The following is a 25,089-nucleotide window of genomic DNA, read 5'->3' as shown; positions in this document are numbered from 1 at the left end:
GCGACGTCCTGGGCACCAAGATCGACGGAAACGTATATATCGACAAGACAGATTTATCTGATAAATTAATACTAATTTCTATATAAATGAACGATGCGTGCCGGAAGTCCCCAATCCGGCTGACCCAGTGGTAGCCGGAGATTTCCAGCGTGAAGATCACCATCAAGCAGATCCAGCAATTCCTGGGTGTGGCCGAACTCGGCAGTTTTTCGCGCGCCTCGAAGCGGCTGGGTACGGCGCAACCGGCCTTGTCGCAGGCGATCCGCGATCTTGAGGCGGAGCTTTCGGTACGCCTGTTCGACCGCACCACGCGCCGCGTCGAGCTGACGGACGCCGGCCGCGAGTTCCAGAACTCGGCGAGCAAGGTGATCGAGGAGCTGGAACACGCCGTCGAAGGCGTGCACATGCTGGCCGAACGCCGGCGCGGCCGCCTGCGCATCGCCGCCCCGCCACTTCTCGCTTCCGTGGTGCTGCCGCAGGCCATCGCCGAGTTTCAAAAGAGCTATCCGGGGATCTCGGTGCAGTTGGCCGACGTCGGTACCGAGCAGATCGTCGAGAGCGTGCGCAGTGGCCAGGCCGATTGCGGCCTCGGCACCTTCTCGCCGGCGGAAGACGGCATCGAGCGGGTGGCCCTGGTGCGCGACAGCCTGATGCTGTTCTGCGACCAGCGCAGCCCGTTCTGCGATGCTGCGTTGGTCAAATGGGCCGATCTGGCGGAGCAGCCCCTGATCACATTGACCCGCGACAGCGGTATCCGGCTGCTGGTCGAAGTTGGGTTCGAGATGGCGCAGATGCCGTTCAAGCCGGCCTTCGAAGTGACGCAGGTGACGACCGCTATCGCCCTGGTCGAAGCCGGGCTGGGCATCGCCGTGCTGCCTACCTATGCGCTGGCGGCGGCACGCTTTCGCGAGGTTTCCGGAAAGCCCCTGGCCGAGCCCACTATCTCGCGCGAAGTGTCCCTGATCCATGCCACCGGCCGCTCGGTGTCGCCGGCGGTCTCGGCCTTTGCGGCAGTCGTGCGCCGCTATGCCCAGCAGCTGACGCCGCGCGAGACGGCCTGAAGCTCAGCCGTTTATGAGTCTGACCAGAGCCTTCGACAGAATCGTATCCTCGGAGGCGAGGTCGAGCAGCACGTCGAAATGGTTGCGGCCGGGGATTTCCATCAGTTCCGAGGCGAAACCGGCGTCGCGCCAAAGCCGGTCGTACTCCGTCGACTGGCGCCGAAAGCCATCAGGCTCGCCATCGGCAAAGGCAACGACAATCGGACAACCGACGCCGGGCAGGTTCGCGGCCGGGCTCAGCCGCGCGATGGCCGCCTCGTCCAGCCTGATCCAGTCCTGCACGAAGGATTTCGAGATCGGCGCGAGATGAAAAAGCCCGCTGATCGGCAGCGCGCCCTTGATGACATCCTCGGGCACGCCCTCGCCCGCATGCCAGCCGCCTGACAGCACCGTCCCAGTCAGATGCCCGCCGGCGGAACTGCCGCCTACGTAAATGCGTTCGGGGTCGATGCCGAACGAGCGGCCATTTTTCCACAGGAAGCCAATCGCCGCGCGGACTTCGCGCACGATCTCGTCGAGTGAGGCTTCGGGCGCCAGCCGGTAGTCGACGACGGCGGTGGCGATACCTTGCTTCGCCAGCATGGCCGCCATGAAGGCGGAATCGTGCTTGGACAGCATGCGCCAGTAGCCGCCATGGATGAACACGAACACCGGGCGCGCTTCGCCGCCGGTGCCATAAATGTCGATCGTCTGGCCGCTCTGCTCGTCATAGACGACATCGAGATGCGTGGCATGATCCCGCATCTCCTTGGAGCGGCTGCGGTAGTCACCCATGGCAGCCTCGAAGACCTCAGCTGTTACAGAGCCACGGGCCCCATAATCGCGGTCGAGGACCTCGCGCGGCCAACTGGTTTCTTCGGCAAGCACGCTCATGCGCAATCTCCAGTTCAGCCGACGAAAGCCCGGATAGTGTCGGCTACCACCTTCGGCTGTTCCAGTGTGGGAAAGTGCGTCTTGCCCGGCAGCTTGTTGGGCTTGTACCAACTGTTCTTCGCCGCGAAATCGAGCTGCGCCTGGGCGTATTCCGGCTCGAAAGGCTGCGAATAGATGTGGGTGATCGGACGCTTGTCCCTCAGCGCTGCCATGCGCTGCATCGGGTTGCCCCACTTGCGGTAGGCCTTGCCGATCTCGCGGCCCGAACGCGCCCACATTTCGAAGCTGTACTTCGCCATCTCGTTGTTGACGTGATTGACGATGTCCTGGTTCTCGGTGTCGCCGATCCAGTAGTTGAAGAAATCGCCGCGGCCGTTCTCCCAGTTGGTGCGATCCTGGATGTGGTCGATCATGCGGAAGAAGTCTTCGTTCGGCGTGGTCTGGATCCAGTCGATCACGACGCTGCGCGGGACGCGCGCAGTACCCAGACGGTCGGTCACCTCGATGTTGGCCCAGCCTCCATGCGAGGTCGAGACCGGCACCAGCTTGTCGATGTTCATCTTATCGAGGAAGGCGACCACGTCGGACGCCTGGTCGCCGACGGTGAAGTCGCCGTCATGCTCGCGATGCTCGCCATGGCCGCGCCAGTCCAGGCGGATGACGCGATGGGTTTTGGCCAACTCCGGTGCCAGCGTCTTGAACAGGCGATGGTCCTGGCACCAGCCTGACAGAAGCAGCAGCACTTCGCCTTCGCCTATCTCGTCGTAAGACAGCGTGTTGGCGCCGATCTGGATGGATTTCATTTGAAGTCTCCGAATTTTGGGGCGCGCGGCGCCCGATGTTCCCTGGTCAGGCGAGCGGCTCGGTGGCGGTAGGCGCATAGCGCGCCGTCTTCATGCGCTCGGCGCCAAGTTCGCGACTCTTGCCGGTGATCTTCATCACCTGGGAGCGCAGACCGTCGGGCCAGAAATTCATGTCGCCGAGGCGTTCGGCCGTATCCTGCGTGTGCTCTGTGATCGGCCGTTCGCGCGCTTCCCAGGCGGCCAGCGCCTGTTCGATGTCGGCGGCGTCGGCCACCGCGGCGGCAAGTCCGATGCCGTTCATCAGCGCGCAGCCGCCGCCCTGGCCGAGATAGGGCGGCATGGCGTGCGCCGCGTCGCCCAGGATCGCTGCCCGGCCTTTGCTCCATTTCTTGAGCTTGACCACCTCGAAAGCATCCCAGCGGCCGGCATCGCCGAAGCGCGAGACGAGATGGGCGAGGTGTGGGAAGGATTCGGTCCACAGGGCCCGGTCGGCCGGAACCTTGAGAGCGGCAACGTCGTCAGCGGCGCAGCACAGGGCGACATAGAGGTCGGTGGCGCTGGCCGGCGTGTAGAGAATGCGGCGCGTGCCGGTGAAATACTCGATGTAGCGGTCGCGGTCCTCTGATGGCACGTCGGCATCGTCGCGAGAAATCAGCATGCGGATCGCGCCGTAGCCGAGGTGCTTGCGGTACATCATCAGGTCGAGCGAGTCCCGGACCTTGGAATTGATGCCATCGGCGCCGACGACGAGGTCGGCCTTGCGTCTGTTGCCGTTGACCAGCAGCAACTCGCCCTCGGCAGTCGCTCCCACCGCTTCCGAACTGGTCAGGATCTCGACGCCGCTGCGGCGGCAAGTGTCGACGAGCGAATTGATCAGCTGCTCGCGCAGGATGGTGATCAGCCTCGCGTCGCCATGGCCGTTGATGGGGATTTCCTCCATCGTCGTGTTGTCGTGGTCGCGGGTATGGAACTGCGGCCCGATATGGGCGCCGACCGCTGCCTGGTCATAGGCACCTATCGCCTTAAGCACGCGCAGACCGTTGCTCCAGATGTAGATGCCGGCGCCGAAGGTGCGCAGGTTCGGTGCCCGCTCGTGCACAGTCACCGACCAGCCGCGTTGCGCCAATGCTGCAGCTGTCGTGAGCCCGCCAATCCCCGCCCCCGCGATTTCCGCGCGGCGTCCGGTTCCACTCGTCTTGGTCATCTCTGGACTGTCCTCCCGTGCGGCAGTCGTGCCGACGTCTGCAAGCGATGCCTGGATAGCACCAGCCAAATCTCCACACGCGGACAGCCTCAAAGGTACCCCGCGCCTCCAGGTGAAAAGTCCCAGTGAACGGACATGCGGACAAGTGAATTCTCTGGAAATATCTATGAGGATTTGGAATATCAATGTTCGAACAGGCATTGGGAATGTTCACATGAAGCTTTTGACGAGCCGGCTCACCATCCGGCACCTGAGGATGGTCGTGGCCATCGTGGAAGAAGGAAACCTCGTTCGGGCCGCCAAGCGGCTGAACATGACCCAGTCGGCCGTCACCAAGGCGCTGCAGGAGATCGAGGCGATTACCAAGGCGCACCTGTTCGACCGCACCAACCGCGGCGTGGTGCCAACGATGTTCGGTGACACATTGGCCGAGCATGCCCGCCTCGTCATCACCCAACTGGCGCATGCCGAGGAGCACCTCGCCGACCTGCGCGACGGCACTGGCGGCCGCGTCGCCATCGGCACGCTGTTGTCGGCTGCTGCCGAGCTGTTGCCGACGGCTATTGCCCGGCTGCGCAAGGAACGACCCAAGCTGGTCGTCAAGATCGTCGAGGGCACCAACGACGTCCTCATCCCAGCGCTGCGAGCCGGCGAACTCGACATGGTCGTCGGCCGCCTTTCCGAACTGCGCGACCGGCTCAACGTCGTTCAGGAGGTGCTGATGGATGACATCGCCTGCGTCGTCGCCCGCCGTGGCCATCCCTTGGCCGAGCGCACGGATCTCAGCCTCGCCGACCTCATCGGCTGGGAATGGATCCTCCCGCCGCAGGAAACCAGTCTGCGGCGCCAGATTGACATTGCCTTTCGCGAAGAAGGGCTGGAGCCACCGCCGCATGCGGTGGATTCCGTGTCGCTCCTGACCAACCGGGCGCTGCTCATCGACGCCGACTATCTCGGGGTCGTCCCGGCCCAGGTCGCTCGCCGCGAAGCTGCGCTTGGCGCTATCGTCATCCTGCCGGTGACGTTGCAGGCTACCGCTATTCCGATCGGCATCACCACCCGCACCAATGCCCGGTTGTCTCCGGCCGCGGAGGTCCTGGTCGAGACGCTTCGACGGACGGCACAGGATTTGGCGCAATGAGGCATCGGTAATCGTCTTTTCCCAGCTATTCCCCTTTGTCATGTCTGGAGGATGAGTTTTCCATTTACCCCATTGCCCGATGCGACAAGTTTGCCGGGTCGGACAACACTGCGGAGGAGCAGCGTGTTGCCTGCGCCTCTCATCCGAACCCGTCCGTCTGAAAAGAAGGCCGGGCGCTTCAGTCGCGGATGCACGGTCGCCTGACGCTGCAACTCCCGTTCGATCAGGCTTGTCCGCAACGGTGCCGCAACCGCGAGGCTCAGATCGCTGCAGCGGTGCCGGAGTGGTGGGGAACTTTTTGGGAGAGCAACGGAAATGAAGTTGAAGGGAATTCTATCAGCTGCCGCCTTGGCGCTATCGGTGAGTGCGGCTTACGCCGAGGATCCGGTCAAGATCGGCATGATCACGACGCTGTCGGGGCCGGCCGGCTATCTTGGCCAGGACATCCGCGATGGTTTCCAACTGGCCATCGACCAGACCAAGGGCAAGCTCGGCGGCAAGGATGTCGAACTGGTCGTCGAGGATGATGGCCTGAAGCCCGGTAACGCCAAGCAGATCGCCGAGAAGATGCTGTCCGACCAGGACATCAAGCTGTTCACCGGCATGGTCTTCGCCAATGTCGCCTACGCGGCAGTGCCCGACATCCTCGACAACGACGCGATCTACGTCAGCGCCAACACCGCGTCGGCCACTTTCGCTGGCAAGGACTGCCACCCCAACTATTTCGTCAGCTCGTGGCAGGACGACAGCCAGGGCGAAAGCGCCGGCGCGCTCGCTCAGTCGCTCGGCTACAAGAAGGCCTTCCTGATCGCGCCGAACTACCAGGCTGGCAAGGAAACCATGGGCGCCTTCAAGCGCTTCTACAAGGGCGAGGTGGTCGGCGAGATCTATACCGGCCTCGACCAGACCGACTTCGCCGCCGAGATGGCGCAGATCCGTGCCGCCAAGCCCGACGTCGTCTACGAATTCGAGCCCGGTGGTCTCGGCATCGCCTTCATGCGTCAGTACCAGCAGGCAGGCCTGCTCAAGGATATTCCGATGGTGGTCCATCCGGCGTCGCTCGACCATGTCATCGTCGGCGCGGTGGGCGATGCAGCTCTCGGCGTCAAGGTCACCAGCCACTGGAACGATGACTTCGACAATCCGGTCAACAAGGGCTTCGTCGCCGCCTGGAAGGCAAAGTTCGGCGACCGTCCGATCACCTACTACGCCGCCCAGGGCTATGATGCAGCACTGCTGATCGGAACCGGTCTCGAGAAGGCTGGAGTCGATGATCTTCCGGCCTTCCGCAAGACGCTGCTGTCTTCCGAAATCCCGACCGTGCGTGGCTCGTTCAAGTTCGGCCCGAACCAGCATCCAACCCAGGACTGGTACGCGCTCAAGGCCGAGAAAGGCCCGGACGGCAAGATGGTGCTGAAGACCGAGAACAAAGTGTTGACCGCACACAGCGACAGCTATGCCGCCGAGTGCAAGATGCCGGCGGAGTGATTGGGCAATACGCATACCCTTGGCCAACAGTTTTTGGATCGGCAATTTCCCGTCGAACAGTAGACGGGGATTAAGGGCACGCTGGGACCCATAGCGCTTGCGCTATGGGTCGGTTCGCAGGGCAGGAAGCCGGCGGGCTGCGAATGCTCCCTTGCCGATCACCGGCTGAAATTGAGGAACTTCATTCCTCAGCCAAGTTGACGTAACTCTGCTGCAGAACAGGCCCATACCTCGGACATGTCCGGGAACAAGGGCTTTCCTCAGCCCCAGTTGTATGCCGGTGCCGCGAGTTGAATTGCGGCACCGGCGCTTTGCTCAGCTCTTGCTTTCGTTGTCGAGGCCCCAGATCAGCTTGTCCAGGCCTTCCGCCTGAGCGTCCTCCGGCACCCGCAGCCCGGTTGTGACCTTGAGCACCACCGACAGGACCAGTCCGGTCAGGATGCCAGCGCCAAGGCAGAGCGCGAAGCCGGCAAGTTGCATCAACACGCTGATTTGACCGTGCTGGAACGCATATGCGCCTTCGGTGATGCCGAAGTAGCCGCCCCTCGGCGTGCCCGACTTGACCAGCCCGACCATGATGAGCGCATAGAAACCCGCGCCGATGAACAGCGGGAAGAGCTTGTGCTCGTCGATCTCACGCTTGGATGTGAAGTTGTAGACGACCCAGGCCGCAATCGGCGCGCCGAGCGAGACAAGGAACATCTGCCAGGGCAGGTAGACGTCGAACCCTGGCGCGCCCGAAACGTACCCGGCAAGCGGGCCGAGCAGCAGATAGATGTAGTTCTTCGTACGGTAGGAGATGATCGCACCGGTGATGGCGCCACCAGCCCAGGAGATGCCGTAGTTGTTGAAGGCGATGCCCACGCTGGTGTCGGCCATTGTCACCGAAACAGCATAGGTCTCGGGATCGAAGAAGAACAGGCAGGACAGGATGACCATCGGCAGACCTGCGAAGATGGTGATCAGGCCGGTTGCAGCAAGCCCGATCGAAGGTGCCTTGTAGGACGCCACCTTCGGATGAGGCGCGAACATGCCCGGGCGCTTGCCCAGTTGCGGAACCAGGACCATCGCGATGCCGGTCGGGAAGATATAGACGAACCCGATACCGAAGAAGTCATGGAAGCCGGCGTTGGTCAGCGGGCCAACCGACCCCCAGACCGCCCAGCTCAGGACCGAGGAGACCACGGTGGCCACGACGCAGGTGACGTAGAAGGCGGAGGCCTTCATGCGCTCCGACACCGCGAAATGGAGCAGGACGTTCACGATGCCTGCAAAGCAGGCAAGGAAGAAGATGAAGATCTGGAACGTATTGAGCCCGGGCCAGACCGCCGGATCGACCTTTTGTGCATGCGCGTTCGACAGCGCGCCGAAGAACCACCAGTCCTTCAGCGAATCCATCATGGTTCCGCCGGACATGATGTAGTACTGCCCCGCCCAGAAGCCGAAGCCGATAATGAAATAGGTTGCGAAACCGATGAAGAAGCCCACCATCTTCTCGATCGTGGAATTGTAGAGATTGGCGCTTCGCGTGGTGCCCGCATCGATCATCAGAAGACCGGCAACCACCGTCAGCGCGCCCACCGTACCTGAGGCATAGACCAGGTTCTGGACAAGTTGGGTGAGCGTCACCTGTCCAGCAAAAAATGCTGTCGTCGTTCCTTCCATATATTTATCCCCTCTGATGCCGGCTGCCCCTGTCCCCGGCTTTTCTTTGTGGCTTTCCTTGCCCCGACTAGGCGGAGGCCTGGACGTTACCCAAGGGCAAATGGGTCGAACTACTTTGTTTTGGGGCGAAGATTAAATCAAGGGAGTGAAACTATTTTCCTGACAGGGAAAATGGCCTGGCGATGAAAAACCCCAGGAATCCAACGGAGAGGTGTGGAAAATCGGATCGCGGACCCGGCCATTTCGCACCGCCAACTCTCAAGCCGACGAACGGCGACTTCGGCGCGTATTTCGATCGTTAGCCCCAGTACATGCGGAAGTCTTTTGGGGCGCGCAGATGACCGCTTCCGCGTCTCGAAGCCGTGCCCGCGGCCTCTGTTTCGGTAGGAAAGATGCATGACCAATGGCACCATTGACCGGCATTACGTTCGCTTGCACTATGGGTGAAATTATTTCTCCGTCAGGAATAATGATCGCATGAAGTTGCGTGTCGCCGGATTGGAGCCGGGCCGTCCGGGTGGCGCTGCTGCAATCCGAGCCGACGCAACGACATGACGGGACGCACCTGGCGGCTTGTCCGCAAGCAGGCCCGGGAGCAAGGAATTGGCTTGACAGCTTGCGGCCAGCTGCAAAGCTCACGAATGAAAGCGCCGGCGATCGGCATGGCTGCTCCGACCTGCACGGCACTGGCTCTCCGGTCGCCCGACCGGCCGGAACGATCCTGCCGGATGCCAGTTTGCAGCAGCGCGCGGTCATGCACCGCGTTCGGTACCTATTGGGAGGCTGTCGCATTTGGACCAGGATGCCCTGACAATCGCCTTGGGTGGCCTTGCGCGCGAGATCGGCGAGCCTTGCTTTCACCATCGGCTGCTCGAGCTCGTGGGCAACCTGCTTCCGCACGAAATGGGCTGGATCGTCCGCTACCGTCCCGGCTGCGATCCTGACGTGCTGCACACCAAGGCGATCGATGCCGCGCTGGTCGAGTACTACCTGCAGACCAAGCCGGCTGCGGGCGACCCATATCTCTGCTCGTGGCGCGGCAACTCGCTGCCACGGGTGGAGACGCTGGATGCGGCCCTGCCCCAGGCGATAGACAGGAACTTCTACGCCTTCGATTTCAAGAAGCGCGCCGAATTCACCGATGAACTGGCGCTTTTCCTGCCGGTCCCCGGAACCGCCTGCATCTCCTTGTTTCTCGAGCGCCGGGAACGCATGTTCGCAAGCGACGAACTCGACCGCCTGCGTCGTGTCTTTCCGGCGATGTTGGACTTCCACCACGCGCATATCAGGTCGCTGTTTGGTAGGCTTTCGATGGCGATCGCTGATTGCCATTCGATCGAGGACTCCGCCGTGGTGGTGCTGGACCGCGCAGGCAGGTCGGTGTTCACGACGCCCGGCTGGAAGAAGCTGGGCGAACGGGACCGCTGGGTGGGCAAGCTGGCCCAGGCCTCGTCCCGCGCCGACATCTCGGAAATGGTCCTGCAGGCGCCGTCGTTCCTGCGCTCTCTTGCGCTGGATGAAGCAAACCCCGTCGCACCGGGCGGGGTCGTGTTGTACGTCGCCGGTGCAAGCGACGAGGCCGACGGAAGCAGCGTTCGCGCGGCGCGCGATGTGGCCGACCAGTTGACCCCGCGGGAGCGCGACATCATGCTGCTCACGCTCGACGGCCTCAGCACCGGTGCAATCGCGCAGCAGCTGAACATCGCCAAGGGATCGATCAAGAACTGCCGGCTGCGCATGTACCGCAAGCTCGGCGTGTCGTCCGAACGGGCGATGATCTCGGCGATGATGCCGTTTACCAGGCAGCTCAGGGCGCGGCTGGAAGACGAGCGCAGCGCCCGCTAACCCGGCTTCGTCCGCTCCTTTCACCTGCTTCAACTCCACGCCCGGCCTCACCCTGATGGCATGGTTTGCGCCGTGTCGGCGATACTTCGACCATCGCCGCGCCTCAGGATGGTGCCAAGCGGCACCATTGCGACTTCCCTCCCGTTGCAGCGAGAATTCATCCCAGCGCAGAGGTGCGTTGCCCGCCTTTGACGGCAATATGAATGTGGAGGAACCCAATGCTTAAGAAGAATGACAATGAGTTTTTTGGATTGGACCGTTTCAAACCGAATGATCCGGCGCGTTCCTATACGCTTCCTTCCGAGCTATACTACGATGCTGATGTCTTCGAGGCCGAAAAGGAATCTGTATTCTACAAGTCCTGGAATTTCGTCTGCCATTCCAGCCAGTTGGAAGCGCCGGGCTCCTACACCACCGTCAAGGTCGGCGACCAGAACATCGCCATCGTCCGCGGCCGCGACGGCGAGATCCGCGCCTTCCACAATGTCTGCTCGCACCGTGCCCACCAGTTGCTCACCGGCGAGGGCAAGACGCGCATGATCGTCTGCCCCTACCATGCCTGGACCTACGGGCTCGATGGCAAGCTTCGGTCGAATTCGATCCTCGATTCCGTCGATGGCTTCGCGTCCGAGGAGTTCTGCCTCAAGCCGGTCAAGGTCGAGATCTTCCTCGGCTTCGTCTGGATCAACCTCGACCTGAACGCGGTCGCGCTCGCCGAGCAGTCCGGTACATTCGGCGACGACGTCCGCAAATATGTCGATACACCGGAAACGCTGAAGTTCGCCGGTCGGCTGACCTTCGAGATCAAGGCCAACTGGAAGAACGTCGTCGAGAATTTCCAGGAATGCTACCATTGCCCGCCGGCCCATCCGGCGCTGGTGGAACTGTTCGACCACGGCATCTACCGGACCAGAAACTACGGCATCTGCTCGAGCCACATCGCGCCGGCCCGCGAAGACAACTCGGCCTACAAGTTCGATGCGAGCAAGCAAGGCAACCAGTTGATGTACGCGGCCTGGTATCTGTGGCCGAACGTGACCTTTAATGTCTTCCCCGGCCGCCGCAACCTGTCGTTCATGCACATCATGCCGACCGGACCGGAGACGACCTTCGAGCATTGGGACTTCTTCCTCGACGAGGCGACTCCCAACGAGGAAGAGGTCGCGGCCATGGACTACATCAAGGGCATCCTCCAGCCGGAAGACATCGGCCTGGTCGAAAGCGTCCAGCGCGGCCTCCATTCCCAGGCCTACAGCCAAGGCCGCCTCGTCATCGACAAGGACATGACGTCCAACAGCGAGCACGGCATCCATCACTTCCAGTCGATGTACTACCGCGCCATGACCGCCAACCGCGGATAGCACGCCTTCGAGTTCGCCCGGCGGCACACGGCGCCGGGCGGCACCTTCTCCTAGAAGCCGGGACACGCTCATGAACCACAAGGTGTCGATCCGCCCGCTCGACTGCGCCATCGATGTCCGCCAAGGCCAATCGATCCTCGACGCGGCCCTGAAGGCCGGCCTCGACTATCCCTACGCCTGTCGCCAGGGCACCTGCTCGGCATGCAAGACGCAGGTCCTGTCGGGCGACGTCGAGCAACGCGCCTACGACGTCTCGGCCCTGAGCGACGCCGAGCGCGCGGCAGGCCTCGTGCTCGCCTGCAAGGCCTATCCGAAATCTGATTGCGAGGTGCAACTGGCCGACGAGGATCCGGCACTTCCTCCGCTGTCGAAGGCCGACTGCACGATCACGGGGATCGAGCGCGTGACGCATGACGTCGTGGTGGTCAGGGCTCTGCCCGACGGCGGGCTGCCGGTCCAGTTTCTGGCTGGCCAGTTCGCCGTCCTCGGGCTGCCGGGTTTTCCGGTGCGCGAGTATTCCTTCGCCAATCGCCCGGGCGCGCTGGAGCTGGAATTCCACGTCAGGGCGCGTGTCGGTGGCCACGTCAGCACCCATTTCTACGAACGGACGCGCCGGGGCGACCGCTTTTCCCTCAGCGGACCGTTCGGCAGCGCCTATCTGCGCAAGGAGCATCCCGGGCCGATCGCGCTCGTGGCCGGCGGGACCGGCTTGGCCCCGGCCAAGTCCATTCTCAACGAGGCGCTGGCAATGCCGGCGACCCGCCCGGTGGACCTGTTCTTCTCGGTGCGGTGGCAGCGCGACCTCTATTTCGACGACCAGTTCCGCGACCTGGCGGCCAGCCATCGCAATTTCCGCTTCCATCCTGTCGTGACGGACGAGCCGGACACGCGCTACCCGCGCGATATCTTTGCGGTGATGGCCGAGCACATCGCGGATTTCAGCGCCGCGAAAATCTATACCTGCGGCCCTCCCCCGCTCGTCCGCGCCTGCCAGGAATTCGTGTGCGCCCAGGGGACGCGGCCGGAAGACTGCCACGCTGACCCCTTCGTCAGCCAGGAACCGCAGCAGTTGCTGAATTCGGCCTGACAGCCGACGCGCATCCGGCCGAAAACCCGGCTTCATTTCACGTCATAGCCCAGGAGTCCTCAATTGAAATCACGTGCAGCGGTTGCCTGGGAGGCGAACAGGCCTCTGACGGTCGAGACGATCGAGATCGGTGGGCCGAAGGCCGGCGAGGTTCTTGTCGAGGTCATGGCGACGGGGGTCTGCCACACCGACGCCTACACGCTTTCGGGGCTCGATTCCGAAGGAAAGTTTCCGGCGATCCTCGGTCATGAGGGCGCGGGCATCGTCCGCGAGGTCGGCGCCGGCGTCACCAGCCTGCGGCCGGGCGATCATGTCATCCCGCTCTACACGCCCGAGTGCCGGCAGTGCAAAACCTGCCTGTCGCAGCGCTCCAATTTGTGCACCTCGATCCGCGCCACCCAGGGCCAGGGGCTGATGCCTGACAGGACGACGCGCTTCTCCTGCGACGGCGGCGAGATATTCCACTATATGGGCTGCTCGACCTTCTCCAACTTCACCGTGCTGCCCGAGATCGCGCTCGCCAGGGTGCGTGAGGACGCCCCCTTCGACAAGATCTGCTACATCGGCTGCGGCGTCACCACCGGCATAGGTGCCGTCCTCTACACGGCCAAGGTCCGACCGGGTTCCAACGTCGTGGTCTTCGGCCTCGGCGGTATCGGCCTCAACGTTATCCAGGGCGCCCGCATGGTCGGTGCCGACCGGATCATCGGCGTCGACATCAACCCGGCCAAGGCCGAGATGGCGCGCCGCTTCGGCATGACCGACTTCGTCAATCCGCGCGAGATCGGCAACGACAAGGTGGTGCAGGCTATCCAGGACCTGACCGACGGCGGCGCCGACTATTCGTTCGATGCCACCGGCAACACCGAGGTGATGCGCCAGGCGCTCGAGTGCTGCCATCGCGGCTGGGGTGAATCGATCATCATCGGCGTCGCCGAGGCGGGCAAGGAAATTGCTACCCGCCCGTTCCAGCTGGTCACCGGCCGAGTCTGGAAGGGCACCGCCTTTGGCGGTGCGCGCGGCCGCACCGACGTACCACGGATCGTCGACTGGTACATGGAGGGCAAGATCAACATCGACGACCTCATCACCCACACCATGCCGCTCGAAGAGATCAACACCGCCTTCGAGCTGATGCATGCGGGCACGTCCATTCGCTCGGTCATCCAGTTCTGAGTGCGCCCAGACGCCCCACAACCCCGCGGCGGCGGCCAGCCGGACCCGCCAGCCCCAGCGCATTCCCGGCATGGAGGAGAAGAACATGGTGTCGTTGCATCCCGCCCTGGACCATGGCGTCAAGCCAGGAACCGGCAGCTTTGCCGGCGGAACCCTGGTCTGCGCCTGCGCCGATCGGCCGGTGAAGGTGAAGATCACGGGCGACGTCGCCCACAACCACGCTTGCGGCTGCACGAAATGCTGGAAGCCCGACGGCGCAGCGTTTTCGATCGTCGCGGTGACCGGCCGCGACAATGTGGAGGTGATCGAAAACGGTGACAAGCTGGCGGTGGTCGATCCGAGCGCGCTGATCCAGCGCCACGCCTGCACCGAGTGCGGCGTCCACATGTACGGACCGGTCGAGCGCGACCATCCGTTCCAGGGCCTCGACTTCATCCATCCGGAGCGGTTCGAGGAAGCCGGCTGGATGGCACCGGGCTTCGCCGCCTTCGTCTCCTCGGTCATCGAGGCCGGCGTCGACCCTGCGGAAATGGATGGCATCCGCAAAAGGCTCGGCGATCTCGGCCTCGCCCCCTATGACTGCCTGTCGCCGGCGCTGATGGACTACATCGCCACCTGGACCGCCAGGAAGAATGGTGTGCTCAAGTAGCACCAGGGCCAACAGAGTCCACCGCACAGGTGGGCTCGCCAGACCGCACCAGAGGCGCAAGGCCAACTAGTGCCAAGCGGCATCATTGTAGGTCGTTACCGCCTCTGTATCCTTCATTAGCCGACGCTGAACCGGCAAGACACCAGGTGGAACCGGGATCCGGCAAAAGCCCGTTCGAGGCAGCCGCATCCTGCAGATCGAGACCCTCCGGATGGAGCGCGCGCTCCACGCCGCAGGCGGAGCCGTGGCCAGCGACATCAGCACTTTAGCCAACCCGGGAGGAAACCGATGGTAGCGATAACCGACACCGACATACCCAAGGAAGAGATGCGACGAGCCCTTACCTGGAAAGGAGCATTCTGGATCGCAAGCGGCGCCCCTGCCTTCGTGCTCTTTTCGATCGGCGGCCTGGCGGGAACGGTCGGCAAGCTGGCCATCGTCATCTGGGCCATCTCGATGGTCATGGGATTTATCCAGTCGTTCACCTATGCCGAAATCGCCGGGCTCTTTCCCAACAAATCAGGCGGCGCCTCGATCTACGGCGCCTCGGCCTGGCTCCGTTACGGGAAGTTTATCGCGCCGCTTTCGGTGTGGTGCAACTGGGTGGCATGGACCTCGGTGCTGTCGCTTGGCTCGTCGATCGCGGCAGCCTATGTGCTAAACACCTTCGCGTCCGTCCCCTCGTCGCATTCGGCCGAGGTGATCAACTGGATCACTGCGAACAGCGCGTCGCTGACGGGCCTTGCCTATGACGAGCAGGTGGCCAAGGCGATCGCTGCGCTCACCCCCTCCATCAGGGAATGGACCCTGTTCCACGGCCAGATCGGGCCCGTTTCCTTCTCCCTGAATGCCGCGTTCTGGATCGGCGCGGCCTTCATGCTGCTGGTCTTTGCAATCCAGCACCGCGGCATCCATGGGACCGCCAGCGTCCAGAAGTATCTCGGGCTTGCCGTCATCATCCCGCTGGCGATCGTCGGCATCGTTCCCATCCTGCTCGGCAAGGTGGATGTCGGCAACTTCCTGCCCATGGCGCCGACCAGCGGCGATTGGGACCTGACCAGCTGGACGGTCATCCTGTCCGGCCTCTTCCTTGCGGGGTGGTCGACCTACGGCTTCGAGACGGCCATCTGCTACACGCGCGAGTTCAAGGACCCCGCCAACGACACCTACAAGGCGATCCTGTCCGCGGGCCTTCTGTGCCTGGCACTCTTCATCATCGTGCCGTTCACCTTCCAGGGCGTTCTCGGCCTCCAGGGCGTCACCGACCCTTCAATCGTCGACGGATCAGGGGTTGCGCGCGCCTTGGCCATCATGGTCGGCGGTGGTCCCGTCATCCTCTACGCGCTCATCCTGATGATGGTGCTGGCCGTGCTTTTGTCGATCATGACGTCGATGGCAGGCTCGTCGCGCACCCTTTACCAGGGTTCCGTCGACGGTTGGCTGCCGCGCTATCTCGGACATCTCAACCACCATGGCGCGCCCACCAACGCGATGTGGACCGACCTGGTGTTCAACCTGTTCGTCCTGGCAGTTGCCGTTTCGGATGCGACGAGCTTCTTCTTCCTGCTCGCCGTCTCCAACGTCTGCTACATGATCTTCAACTTCCTGAACCTCAATGCGGGATGGATCCATCGCATCGATTCGCCGGATCGGCGCAGGCCCTACCGAGCCCCTACCCTCATCCTGGCAGCCGGCACGGTGTTGTCCTACGTCAACGCGGTGTTCATGGGCGCCGGCGCCAAGATCTGGCACCCGGCGGCACTCTGGGCCGGCCTGGGGACCGCGCTCCTGATCATCCCGGTCTTCTGGTACAGGCACTACATCCAGGACGGCGGCCGCTTCCCTTCGGCCGATGCCGAGAGCCAGGGTGAAAGGCGCGCCGGCGTGCTGCCCTATGTCGCCCTGTTCGGCGGGCTGGGGATCGTTCTTCTCGCGAACTGGATCTTCGTGCTCTGACGGACGGATCGCATTCGTTGCGCCAGCGATAGGCCGTCGCTGGCGGAACTCCCAACTGAAATTTCCCGTGGACCAAACCTCCTCAACCTGGTCCGTCCCTGCCGACAACGCGTGCGCGATTACCCCATAGTTTCGCAGGCGTTGTCGGTCTTTTTTGCTTTTCGGGAAGCGTCGGCCGGCGAACGGCCCTGCTTCTACCGTCCGAGTTCCTTCATCGCCTCGAGCTTGTTGGCTGCCACGACTTGCAGGTGGATGCGCGATGGCCTCGTGGGGTCGCAGAAGACGGTGTTTCGTGCGACGCGGCTGGTACGACCGCGCCCTTCGGGTGCGCCGGTGTTGGGATTGACGTCGTATTTCGGGAAGTTGGACGACGAGATGTCGAGTCGCAGCCGGTGGCCTTTCCGGAACAGGTTGGCGGTGGCGAAGGGCTCGATGGTGATCTTCATCGTTTCGCCGGGCACGCAAGGCTCGGGTCTGTCGAATCCGTTGCGATAGCGGCAGCGGAAGATACCGTCGGTCAGGATCATGGCAAAGCCAGTCGGGAACTCCTCGCTCGGCGGATAGACGTCGACCAGCTTGGCGGTGAAATCGGTGTCGGGACCATCGGTGGAGACGAACAGCTCCACGGTCAGCGGCCCGACGACGGCCATGTCCTCGGCCAGCGGCTCGGTCTCGAAGGACAGCACGTCGAGCCTTGCAGACAGCGGTAGGTTGGTGTCGTCGCAGCCGAAGAAGCGGCTGTTTTCGCGTTGATCGAAGCCACCGCCCTCGAACACAGGCTGGCCGCTGGTCAGCGCGCCGCCGATGGTGGGCACCGGCTTCCTCGGGTCGAAATCATACACGAAGGGTGCGGCATCAGCTTCAGGCAGAGCGTCCGACAGGCTGCCGTCGTGGTGGAGGTTCAACGTACATACGGCACTCGCCGGCAGCGGCCAATCGGGGGCAGCGATCCAGCGCCCGCCATGGTCGATGCGCCCGTCTCCCGTGCGGCGGCCCGTGCCGCCTCCCATCAGGAACAGTCGGACGCGCGGATCCGCCTCGACGGTGTTGTCGGTGTCTTTCAGCCAGCGGTCGAACCAGCGGCGGCGGAACTCAAGCCAGCTCGCGGCGACATTGCCGCCTAGCGCCGCCGCCGGGCCGAACTCGACATCGCCGGCGAAGGTGGCATTGCGGTTGCCGTGCAGGTTCGGCCCCATGACCACCTGCAGGTGTCGCTTTGCGTCGCGCGCAAGACCCTCATAGTTCTCGAAGGTCGTGCGCACATATGCGTCGTACCAGCTCGACACCAGCGCCACCGCAACCTTGGGAAAGGTGTCGTAGCTGTCGAGCGCATAGATGCCCGGCTGCTTCCAGTAGTCGTCGAAGGTGCCGTGGCGCCATTGCTCCAGCAGATAGTTCTCGTATTCGGGAACCCAGCGTACCGGCGAGCGGCCCTCCGACCAGGGCATGGCGGTGAACCACTTCCTGACGTCTTCTGCCTCAAGGGCACGCAGCAGGTCGGGATTGTCCTTGGCCGCCCCGCTCTCGCTTGCGTGGTTATAGGCCCAGGTCGCCTGCTTCAGCTCGAAGGCGCCGCCCTGGCGGATGCCGCAGGTGTATGCATTGGAGAAGCCGCCGGAATCGAGCACCATCGCCGCAAGACCGGGCGGGTTGAGGCAGGCGAGCGCCATCTGCGTATGCGCCGCATAGGACAGGCCCATGGTGCCGATCCTGCCGTTCGTCCAGGGCTGCCCGGCGAGCCAGGCGACCGTGTCGTAGCCGTCGGGCCCCTCGGCGAGATATTTGACGAATTCGCCCTCCGAGCCGTTGCGCCCTCGGCAATCCTGGTAGGCGACGACATAGCCGTGGCGGACGAAGTGGGTCGCCACCTCGGCCCGCGTCATCGGCCGCTCCATGCCTACCTCGATCTCGGAGCGTGAACGCTCGGCCTTGCCATAGGCCGTGCGTTCGAGAAGGACCGGCAGGGCTTCCCCCACCGGCTCTCCATTTTGCGCCGGACGATAGATGTCTGTCGCCAGACGGACCCCGTCGCGCATCGCCACCATGACGTCGCGGTGAACCACTACGCCCTCGGCAACCGGCTCGGGGGCCGGCAGTTCGAAAACACCCATCGTCTCGGCAGTCGCGTTCATGCTTACTTGACCGTCCGTGCGTAGGCGGCCAGCGTGTCCTCGGCCTTGTTGGCGGTGTAGGCGATGTCGGCGCGGCTGGCCCAGGTCACCACCGGCCAGTAGAGCGGCACGATGGCGACGTCGTTGAAGGCGATCTCTGCTGCCTCGGCCAGAAGCGCATTGCGCTTGTGGGCATCGAACTCGGCGAGTGCTGCCCGCATCTTTTCGTCATAGGCCGGGTTGGAGTAGCGGGCGCGGTTGAACGAGCCGGTGCCGGCCTCCTTGTCGTAGGTCATCAGCACGTTGTTCATGCCCGAAGCGGACGACGGCGTGGTGGTGCCGAAGGAGAAGATGAAGGCGCTGAATTCCTGCTTGCCGGCAGCACCCGCATAGACGTTGTAGGGCTGGGTGACGACGCCGTTCACCTTGAGGCCGCCGCGCGCGAAGAGCTGGCCCAGCGCCTGCGCCACGTCGCCATCGCCGGCGAAACGGTCGTTGGACGAATGGACGGTGATGCCGAAGCCGTCGGGCACGCCTGCCTCGGCGAGCAGCTTCTTGGCGCCTTCGAGGTCGATCGCGCCAGGCTCGAGCTTGTCGGAATGGCCGCCGATGCCTGCCGGCACCAGTTGGCCGGCAGGCACGCCTGCGCCCGAGAGGATGCGGTCGATGAGCAGCTGGCGGTCGACCATCTTGGAGATCGCCTGGCGCACCTTGGTGTCCTTGAGCGGGTTCGGAACAAGCTTCTTGCCGGCGCTATCGGTGACGAAGGGGCTTTCGTCCCGGGCGGAGTCCAGCGCCAGGTAGATGATGCGCGACGACGGGGTCGAATGGAGCGCGATGTTCTCGACGCCCTTGAGCGTGGCAACGTCGGCCGGCGGCACTCCGTCGATCAGGTCGACTGCGCCGGAGCGCAGGGCGGCCACGCGCGCGGCGGCATTGGAGATGGCGCGGAAGGTGACTTTCTCGAACTCCGGCTTTTCACCCCAGAACTCGTCGTTGCGCTGGAGCACGAGGCGGTCGCCCGGCACCCATTCGACGAACTTGTAGGGACCGGTGCCGATGGCCGCCGCGCCGCCGATGAAGTCCTGGCTGGTCTTGCCCTCGGTCGCCTTCTTGGAAACGATGTAGACCATGCCGGCCAGTTCCATGAACTGCGGCGTCGGCTTCTTGGTGGTGAAGCGGATGGTCTGCGGGTCGACGATCTCCATCTTGTCGATTGGGCCGACATTGGCGGTGAACGGCGCCGGGCTGTTCTCGATCTTGGAGACGCGTTCGAGCGAATAGATGACATCCTCGGCGGTCAGCGGCGAGCCGTCATGGAACTTCACGCCCTGGCGAAGCTTGACTTCCCAGGTCAGCGGATCGGTATTCTTCCAGCTCTCGGCGAGGTTCGGATGGATCTGCAGGTTGGCGTCGGGCTCGACCAGGCGGCCGAAGACCTGCTGCGCCAGGTTCTGGTTGTTGCCGGTGCGCGAGAACTGCGGATCGACCGAGGAAGGCTCGGTCGACATGCCGACGGTGAGGTCGGCGGCAAGTGCAGCGCTCGAAAGACTGGTGGCCAGAAGCAGGCCGGCGATTGTGGATCGGATCAGTTTCATTTTTTAGGCTCCCCTTGTGTTGGTTAGGTCGTGATCTCGGCCGGGCGAGCGATTGCAAGCACCGGCGTTTCGTTGAGATGGCAGGCACTGATATGACCCGGAGCGATCTCGCGCAGCAGCGGCCGCTCCATGCGGCAGCGGTCGAAGGCATGCGGGCACCGAGGATGAAAGTGACAGCCGCTCGGCGGGTGCAGCGGCGACGGGATCTCGCCCTTTACCGGGTTGAACTGGCGTCGCCGTTGCTTGATCGTCGGCACTTCCGACAACAGCGCCACCGTGTAGGGATGGTTGGGCGCGGCGAAGAACGCGTCGGCCGGTGCGCTCTCGACGATGCGGCCGAGATACATGATCGCGACGCGGTCGGAGATGTGCTTCACCACGCCGAGATCGTGGCTGATGAACAGATAGGTCAGCCCCAGTTCCTGCTTCAGCTCCATGAACAGGTTGAGGATCTGCGCCTGGATCGACACGTCGAGCGCCGAGACGGACTCGTCGCAGATGATGAAGCGGGGCTTGACCGCCAGGGCCCGGGCGATGCCGATGCGCTGGCGCTGGCCGCCGGAGAACTGGTGCGGGTAGCGCTTGAGATAGGACGGATCGAGGCCGACACGCTCCATCAGTGCCGCCACCATGTCGGGGGCCTGCCGCTTGGGCACCATGCCATGCGCCACGGGTGCCTCGCCGACGATGTCGAGGATCGTCTTGCGCGGGTTGAGCGACGACATCGGGTCCTGGAAGATCATCTGCGAGGTCAGCCGGACGGCCTTGGCCTCCTGCCGCGGCAGCGCCGAGATGTCCTTGCCTTCCCAGTGCAGCGTGCCCGCGGACTGGGGTAGGATGCCCGCCATGATGCGCCCGAGCGTGGACTTGCCGCAGCCGCTTTCGCCGACCAGGCCGACGACCTCGCCGGGATTGATCGCGAGTGAGATGTCGTCGACGGCGTGGACGACGCGCTCCTCAAGCTTGGCGCCGAACATGCGTGCGAGCTTTTCGGCATAGTCCAGTCCGCGCGAGAAGCGCCTGGACACGCCGGTGCCTTCGATCAGCGGAGTCATGCTGCCCTCTCGAATTGCGGGTTGAAGCAGCGATAGAGATGACCGTCGATGGCCGCGGCTTCAGGCTCTGCCTCGCAGGCGGCGGTTGCCGCAAAGCAGCGCAGCCGGAACGGGCAGCCCGACGGGCGCTTGAGCGGCGACGGCGCCATGCCGGGGATCGGCGTCAGCGTCTCGCCACGGTCGAGATTGGCCGGCACGGAACGCATCAGGCCAATGGTGTAGGGATGAATGGGACGGTCGAGCACGTCGTCGACCGTGCCGGTCTCGACGATGCGGCCGGCATACATGACCGCAACCTTTTGGGCGAGGCCAGCGACGACGCCGAGGTCGTGGCTGATCCAGACCAGCGACATGCCGAACTCCGTGCTCAGTCGCTGGATCACTGCCAGGATTTGCGACTGGATGGTAACGTCGAGCGCGGTGGTGGGCTCGTCGGCGATGATCAGTTCCGGCCGGTGCAGCAATGCGATGGCAATCGCCACGCGCTGGCGCATGCCGCCCGAGAACTGGTGCGGATAGGCGGCCAGCCGCTCGTCCGGCGAAGGAATGCCTACGAGGCCGAGCGCCTCGACGGCACGGGCGCGCGCTTCGGCCTTCGACACCTTGTCATGGGCGCGCACTGTCTCGACCATCTGGGTCTCGATCGACAGCACCGGGTTGAGCGTCATCATCGGGTCCTGGAAGATCATGGCGATCCGCTTGCCCCGGATGGCGCGCATCTCATGTGGCGAGCGCCCGACCAGGTCCTGCCCCTGGAACAGGATCTTGCCGCCGGTCACGCGCCCGGGCGGGTCGACAAGTCCGAGGATGGAAAAGCCGGTGATCGACTTGCCCGAGCCGGATTCGCCGACAAGCCCGAGGATTTCGCCACGGCCGACCTCGAAGGACACGCCGTCGACCGCCTTGGCGACACCCTCGCGGGTGAAGAAATGTGTGGAGAGGTTTTCGACCTTGAGCGTCATCTCAGCGCTCCGCCAGACGGGGGTTGAGCACTTCGCGCAGCCGGTCGCCGACGATGTTGATGCTGAAGACGAGCGCCAGAAGCAGCAGGCCTGGATAGACCGAGATCCAGTACTGGCCCGACAGCAGCGTCTGATAGCCATTGGCGATCAAAAGGCCGAGCGACGGCTCGGTGATGGGCAGGCCGATGCCGAGGAAGGACAGCGTCGCTTCCGCCGAAATGGCGTTGGCGATCTGCAGCGTGCCGATGACGATGATTGGCGGCAGGCAGTTGGGCAGCATGTGGCCAAACAGGATGCGCGGCTTGGACAGGCCGAGCGAGGCAGCGGCCTCGACATATTCCTTGCCGCGTTCGACGAGGGCCGCGGCGCGCACCGCGCGGGCGAATTGCGCCCACTGCACGATGACCAGCGCAAGCACCACCTTCCACACGCCCTGACCGAGCAGCGCCAGAAGCATCAGCGCGACGAGAATGGTGGGAAAGCCCAGCATCAGGTCGACGAGGCGCATGATCAGCGTGTCTATGCGGCCGCCGAAATAGGCGGCGGCAAGGCCGAGCGCCGTGCCGACGCCGAGCGCGACCACGCCGGCAAACAGGCCGACGCCCATCGAGGTGCGCAGGCCGTAGACCATGGCCGACAGCATGTCGCGCCCTTGTCCGTCGGTGCCGAGCAGGTAGAGCGTGCCGTTCATGCTTTCCGACATCGGCGGCAGCCGGGCATCGAAGAAGTCGATGGCCGCCAGGTCATAAGGGTTCTGCGGCACGAGATACGGGCCGAAGGCTGCGGCGAGGATGAGGAACAGGCAGGCGACCAGGCCGATGGTGGCCTTGGGGCTTTCCAGGATGCCGCGCAGGGAGCGCGCCCAGAAGGCCTGGTTGTCGTTGAGCTTGAGCACAGCCGCGATCATTGGCCGTCTCCCAGCCGTATGCGGGGATCGAGCATCGAGTAGACGATGTCGACGAGAAGGTTGATGACGATGAACATCGTCACGACCACGAGCAGGTAGGCGACGACAACGGGCCGGTCGAGCACGGTGATGGAATCGATCAGCAGTTTGCCGATGCCGGGCCAGGCGAAGATGGTTTCGGTGACGACGGCAAAGGCGATGACCGAGCCGAATTCCATGCCGACGACCGTCACGATCGGGATCATGATGTTCTTCATCACGTGCACCGAGACGATACGGCGCTCCGACAGGCCCTTGGCGCGGGCGAACTTGATGAAGTCGAGCGGCATCGTCTCGCGCACGCCTGTGCGTGTCAGCCGGATCACCAACGACAGCTTGAACAGCGCGAGGTTGGTTGCCGGCAGGATCAGGTGCTTGAGCCCGTCGAGGCTGGCCAGGCTGGTGGTGACGCCGAAGATCTCGCCGGTCTCGCCGCGGCCCGAAGACGGCAGCCAGCCGAGCCAGATCGAGAAGATCATGATCAGCATCATGCCCTGCCAGAAATTGGGCAGGGAGAAGCCGAGGATCGAGCCGGTCATGATGGTTTCATCGGCGACCGACTTCGGCCTGAGGCCGGCGATGAGGCCGAGCGGAATGCCGAGGATCAGCGCGATGGCCAGAGCCACGAAGGCCAGTTCCAGCGTGGCGGGCAGGCGCTGGAAGATCAGGCCGACGGCGGGCTGGTTGAAGACGAAGGAACGGCCGAGATCGCCTTGCAGCGCATCGACCAGGAACGACCAGTATTGCGCGATCAGCGGACGGTCGAGGCCGAGCGCCTGGATGGCCGCCTCGCGCTCGACAGCGCTGGCGTCGGCGGGGATCATGATGTCGATCGGGTTGCCGATGGCATAGATGCCGATGAAGACGAGGACCGACGTCGCAAACAGCACGAGCAGGCTTTGTACGACGCGGCGGATGATGAAGACGGTCATAGTGCGCGACCGTGTGGCCTGGCTCGCCCGCAAGGGCTTGGCTTGGGTGGCAAAAGAGTGTTCTCCTCGCTGCGCCGGTTCGACCGGCTGCCATTTGAGGATCGAGTTAGCAGTGACGTCGACAGAGGCGCAATCTTATGAGTTTTGTGCATTGCCTGATGCGCCCACGGTGTTTCGGCGGTGACCGGCTTGCCCACGTCAGGCGCGCGCGCATGAACCTGCGCCAGCTCGAAGTGTTCCGGGCCGTCATGCAGACCGGCTCGACCATCGGCGCCTCCGGCGTACTCAGCCTGTCGCAGTCGGCCATCAGCAGGCAGCTGACCAGCCTCGAGCAGGAAATAGGGCTGGAGCTGTTCCGGCGCGAGAAGGGCCGTCTGGTCCCCAAGCCCGAGGCCACCGCCCTGCTTCAGGAAGTCGGCGAATTGTCCGATGTGCTTGCCCGCCTCAAGCGTCGCACCGACGAGCTCAGTGCCGGCTGGTCGGGCAAGACGCTGATCAAGATGGGTTTTCCGCATTCGCTGACGACCACGCTGCTGCCGGGACTGGTGCGCGACTTCCTGGCCGCGCAGAGCGAAGTCAGTATCGAGCTGGTGGCCGGACCCTACGACGCCATCGAGCGCGCGGTCATGGGCCGTACGGTCGATTTCGGCTTCGTCCGACTGCCGACCGAGGATCGTGGGCTGCAGACCATGCCGCTTGTGTCCAGCGGCCAACTCTGCGCACTGCCCGTCGGCCATCCGCTCGCCGAACGCGAGACAGTCAGCGCCGACGACCTGTCGCGCACCGACCTTGTGCTGCTCGGCCGCTTGCGGTCGAGCCGCGAGGACATCGAGGAGCGGCTGCGGCATGCCCAGGGCACGGTGCGCTGCCGCGTCGAGACGCATTCGGTCGAATCCAGTGTGGCGATGGTCGCCGAAGGCATCGGCGTCTCGATCATCCCGGCACTGATCGGCAACCTGCTCAAGTCCGACCGGGTGGTGATGAGGCCCTTCTCGCCGCCACTGTGGAACGATTACGGCATCGCCACCCTGCGCGACACCCAGCTGTCGCGGCCGGTACTCAACTTCATCGACACGCTCAGGGAACGGCTGGTCGGCGACGGCACGATGACGAAGCCGATCGGCTAGTCAGCAGCAGCGCTGCCGGCATCGCCGTGGCGGGATGCCGGAGCTTTGG

At 63.8% G+C, this 25,089-nt stretch carries 20 protein-coding genes; 10 read left to right on the top strand and 10 right to left on the bottom strand.

From position 1 onward, the window contains the following. The first annotated feature begins 149 nt into the window (after positions 1–149). On the top strand, positions 150–1,061 hold the full coding sequence (locus GGR00_RS19835; RefSeq protein ID WP_184700539.1) for a LysR substrate-binding domain-containing protein: 912 nt from the start codon (positions 150–152) through the stop codon (positions 1,059–1,061). A 3-nt stretch (positions 1,062–1,064) separates the two neighbouring features. Here the strand turns inward: GGR00_RS19835 and GGR00_RS19830 are convergent, their stop codons facing one another. Genes GGR00_RS19830 through GGR00_RS19820 form a run of 3 tightly spaced genes read right to left on the bottom strand, consistent with a single transcriptional unit; the run spans position 1,065 to position 3,941 of the window. After that, a complete protein-coding gene (locus GGR00_RS19830; protein WP_184700538.1) occupies positions 1,065–1,934 on the bottom strand; it encodes an alpha/beta hydrolase in 870 nt (289 codons plus the stop codon). 14 nt (positions 1,935–1,948) lie between these two features. Continuing rightward, on the bottom strand, positions 1,949–2,737 hold the full coding sequence (locus GGR00_RS19825; RefSeq protein WP_184700537.1) for an alpha/beta fold hydrolase: 789 nt from the start codon (positions 2,735–2,737) through the stop codon (positions 1,949–1,951). Between the two features lie 46 nt (positions 2,738–2,783). Further along, positions 2,784–3,941 carry an FAD-dependent oxidoreductase gene (locus GGR00_RS19820; protein ID WP_184700536.1) on the bottom strand — a complete coding sequence of 386 codons (1,158 nt, stop codon included), beginning with the start codon at positions 3,939–3,941 and terminating at the stop codon, positions 2,784–2,786. 214 nt (positions 3,942–4,155) lie between these two features. On the opposite strand from GGR00_RS19820, the gene GGR00_RS19815 reads away from it, so the two are divergent. Next, positions 4,156–5,082: a LysR family transcriptional regulator gene (locus GGR00_RS19815; protein WP_184700535.1), complete on the top strand. Its 927-nt coding sequence runs from the start codon at positions 4,156–4,158 to the stop codon at positions 5,080–5,082. A 315-nt stretch (positions 5,083–5,397) separates the two neighbouring features. After that, complete coding sequence (locus tag GGR00_RS19810) at positions 5,398–6,570, top strand: ABC transporter substrate-binding protein (protein ID WP_184700534.1); 1,173 nt, start codon at positions 5,398–5,400, stop codon at positions 6,568–6,570. Positions 6,571–6,885: 315 nt separating this feature from the next. Here the strand turns inward: GGR00_RS19810 and GGR00_RS19805 are convergent, their stop codons facing one another. Continuing rightward, on the bottom strand, positions 6,886–8,235 hold the full coding sequence (locus GGR00_RS19805; RefSeq protein ID WP_184700533.1) for an ammonium transporter family protein: 1,350 nt from the start codon (positions 8,233–8,235) through the stop codon (positions 6,886–6,888). Positions 8,236–9,027: 792 nt separating this feature from the next. Here GGR00_RS19805 and GGR00_RS19800 point away from each other — a divergent pair. The 6 genes from GGR00_RS19800 (at position 9,028) to GGR00_RS19775 (ending at position 16,309) form a co-directional block, all read left to right on the top strand. Then, positions 9,028–10,080, top strand: a complete 1,053-nt coding sequence (locus tag GGR00_RS19800; RefSeq protein ID WP_184700532.1) for a helix-turn-helix transcriptional regulator — start codon at positions 9,028–9,030, stop codon at positions 10,078–10,080. Positions 10,081–10,298: 218 nt separating this feature from the next. Further along, positions 10,299–11,441 (top strand): aromatic ring-hydroxylating oxygenase subunit alpha, encoded by a 1,143-nt coding sequence (locus GGR00_RS19795; RefSeq protein ID WP_184700531.1) that lies wholly within the window; start codon positions 10,299–10,301, stop codon positions 11,439–11,441. Positions 11,442–11,511: 70 nt separating this feature from the next. Then, complete coding sequence (locus GGR00_RS19790) at positions 11,512–12,528, top strand: 2Fe-2S iron-sulfur cluster-binding protein (protein WP_184700530.1); 1,017 nt, start codon at positions 11,512–11,514, stop codon at positions 12,526–12,528. 63 nt (positions 12,529–12,591) lie between these two features. Then, positions 12,592–13,704: an S-(hydroxymethyl)glutathione dehydrogenase/class III alcohol dehydrogenase gene (locus GGR00_RS19785; RefSeq protein WP_184700529.1), complete on the top strand. Its 1,113-nt coding sequence runs from the start codon at positions 12,592–12,594 to the stop codon at positions 13,702–13,704. A gap of 85 nt (positions 13,705–13,789) precedes the next feature. Beyond that, positions 13,790–14,353 carry an S-(hydroxymethyl)glutathione synthase gene (gfa, locus tag GGR00_RS19780; RefSeq protein WP_377864236.1) on the top strand — a complete coding sequence of 188 codons (564 nt, stop codon included), beginning with the start codon at positions 13,790–13,792 and terminating at the stop codon, positions 14,351–14,353. Positions 14,354–14,641: 288 nt separating this feature from the next. Next, positions 14,642–16,309 carry a trimethylamine N-oxide permease gene (locus GGR00_RS19775; protein WP_184700527.1) on the top strand — a complete coding sequence of 556 codons (1,668 nt, stop codon included), beginning with the start codon at positions 14,642–14,644 and terminating at the stop codon, positions 16,307–16,309. A gap of 194 nt (positions 16,310–16,503) precedes the next feature. Here the strand turns inward: GGR00_RS19775 and GGR00_RS19770 are convergent, their stop codons facing one another. From GGR00_RS19770 to GGR00_RS19745, 6 genes are read right to left on the bottom strand one after another with little or no spacing between them, the layout of a single operon-like run. After that, a complete protein-coding gene (locus GGR00_RS19770) occupies positions 16,504–18,441 on the bottom strand; it encodes a CocE/NonD family hydrolase (RefSeq protein WP_184700526.1) in 1,938 nt (645 codons plus the stop codon). 2 nt (positions 18,442–18,443) lie between these two features. Next, positions 18,444–20,018: an ABC transporter substrate-binding protein gene (locus tag GGR00_RS19765; RefSeq protein ID WP_184700525.1), complete on the bottom strand. Its 1,575-nt coding sequence runs from the start codon at positions 20,016–20,018 to the stop codon at positions 18,444–18,446. A 23-nt stretch (positions 20,019–20,041) separates the two neighbouring features. Beyond that, positions 20,042–21,073 (bottom strand): ABC transporter ATP-binding protein, encoded by a 1,032-nt coding sequence (locus GGR00_RS19760; protein WP_184700524.1) that lies wholly within the window; start codon positions 21,071–21,073, stop codon positions 20,042–20,044. After that, positions 21,070–22,035: an ABC transporter ATP-binding protein gene (locus GGR00_RS19755; protein WP_184700523.1), complete on the bottom strand. Its 966-nt coding sequence runs from the start codon at positions 22,033–22,035 to the stop codon at positions 21,070–21,072. Before GGR00_RS19755 ends, GGR00_RS19760 begins: the two co-directional genes overlap by 4 nt. Before the next feature lies 1 nt (position 22,036). Beyond that, the gene (locus GGR00_RS19750) at positions 22,037–22,942 is read right to left on the bottom strand and encodes an ABC transporter permease (RefSeq protein ID WP_184700522.1); all 906 of its coding nucleotides are present in this window, start codon (positions 22,940–22,942) and stop codon (positions 22,037–22,039) included. Then, positions 22,939–23,913 carry an ABC transporter permease gene (locus GGR00_RS19745; RefSeq protein ID WP_184700521.1) on the bottom strand — a complete coding sequence of 325 codons (975 nt, stop codon included), beginning with the start codon at positions 23,911–23,913 and terminating at the stop codon, positions 22,939–22,941. The genes GGR00_RS19750 and GGR00_RS19745 overlap by 4 nt, the downstream gene beginning before the upstream one ends. A gap of 212 nt (positions 23,914–24,125) precedes the next feature. On the opposite strand from GGR00_RS19745, the gene GGR00_RS19740 reads away from it, so the two are divergent. Then, a complete protein-coding gene (locus GGR00_RS19740) occupies positions 24,126–25,040 on the top strand; it encodes a LysR family transcriptional regulator (protein ID WP_184700520.1) in 915 nt (304 codons plus the stop codon). The last annotated feature ends 49 nt before the right edge of the window (positions 25,041–25,089 follow it).

The organism is Aminobacter aganoensis (assembly GCF_014206975.1).
GTDB lineage: Bacteria > Pseudomonadota > Alphaproteobacteria > Rhizobiales > Rhizobiaceae > Aminobacter > Aminobacter aganoensis.
Note: the sequence above shows the minus strand (reverse complement) of the source record. Positions and strands in the feature narration are given on the sequence as shown.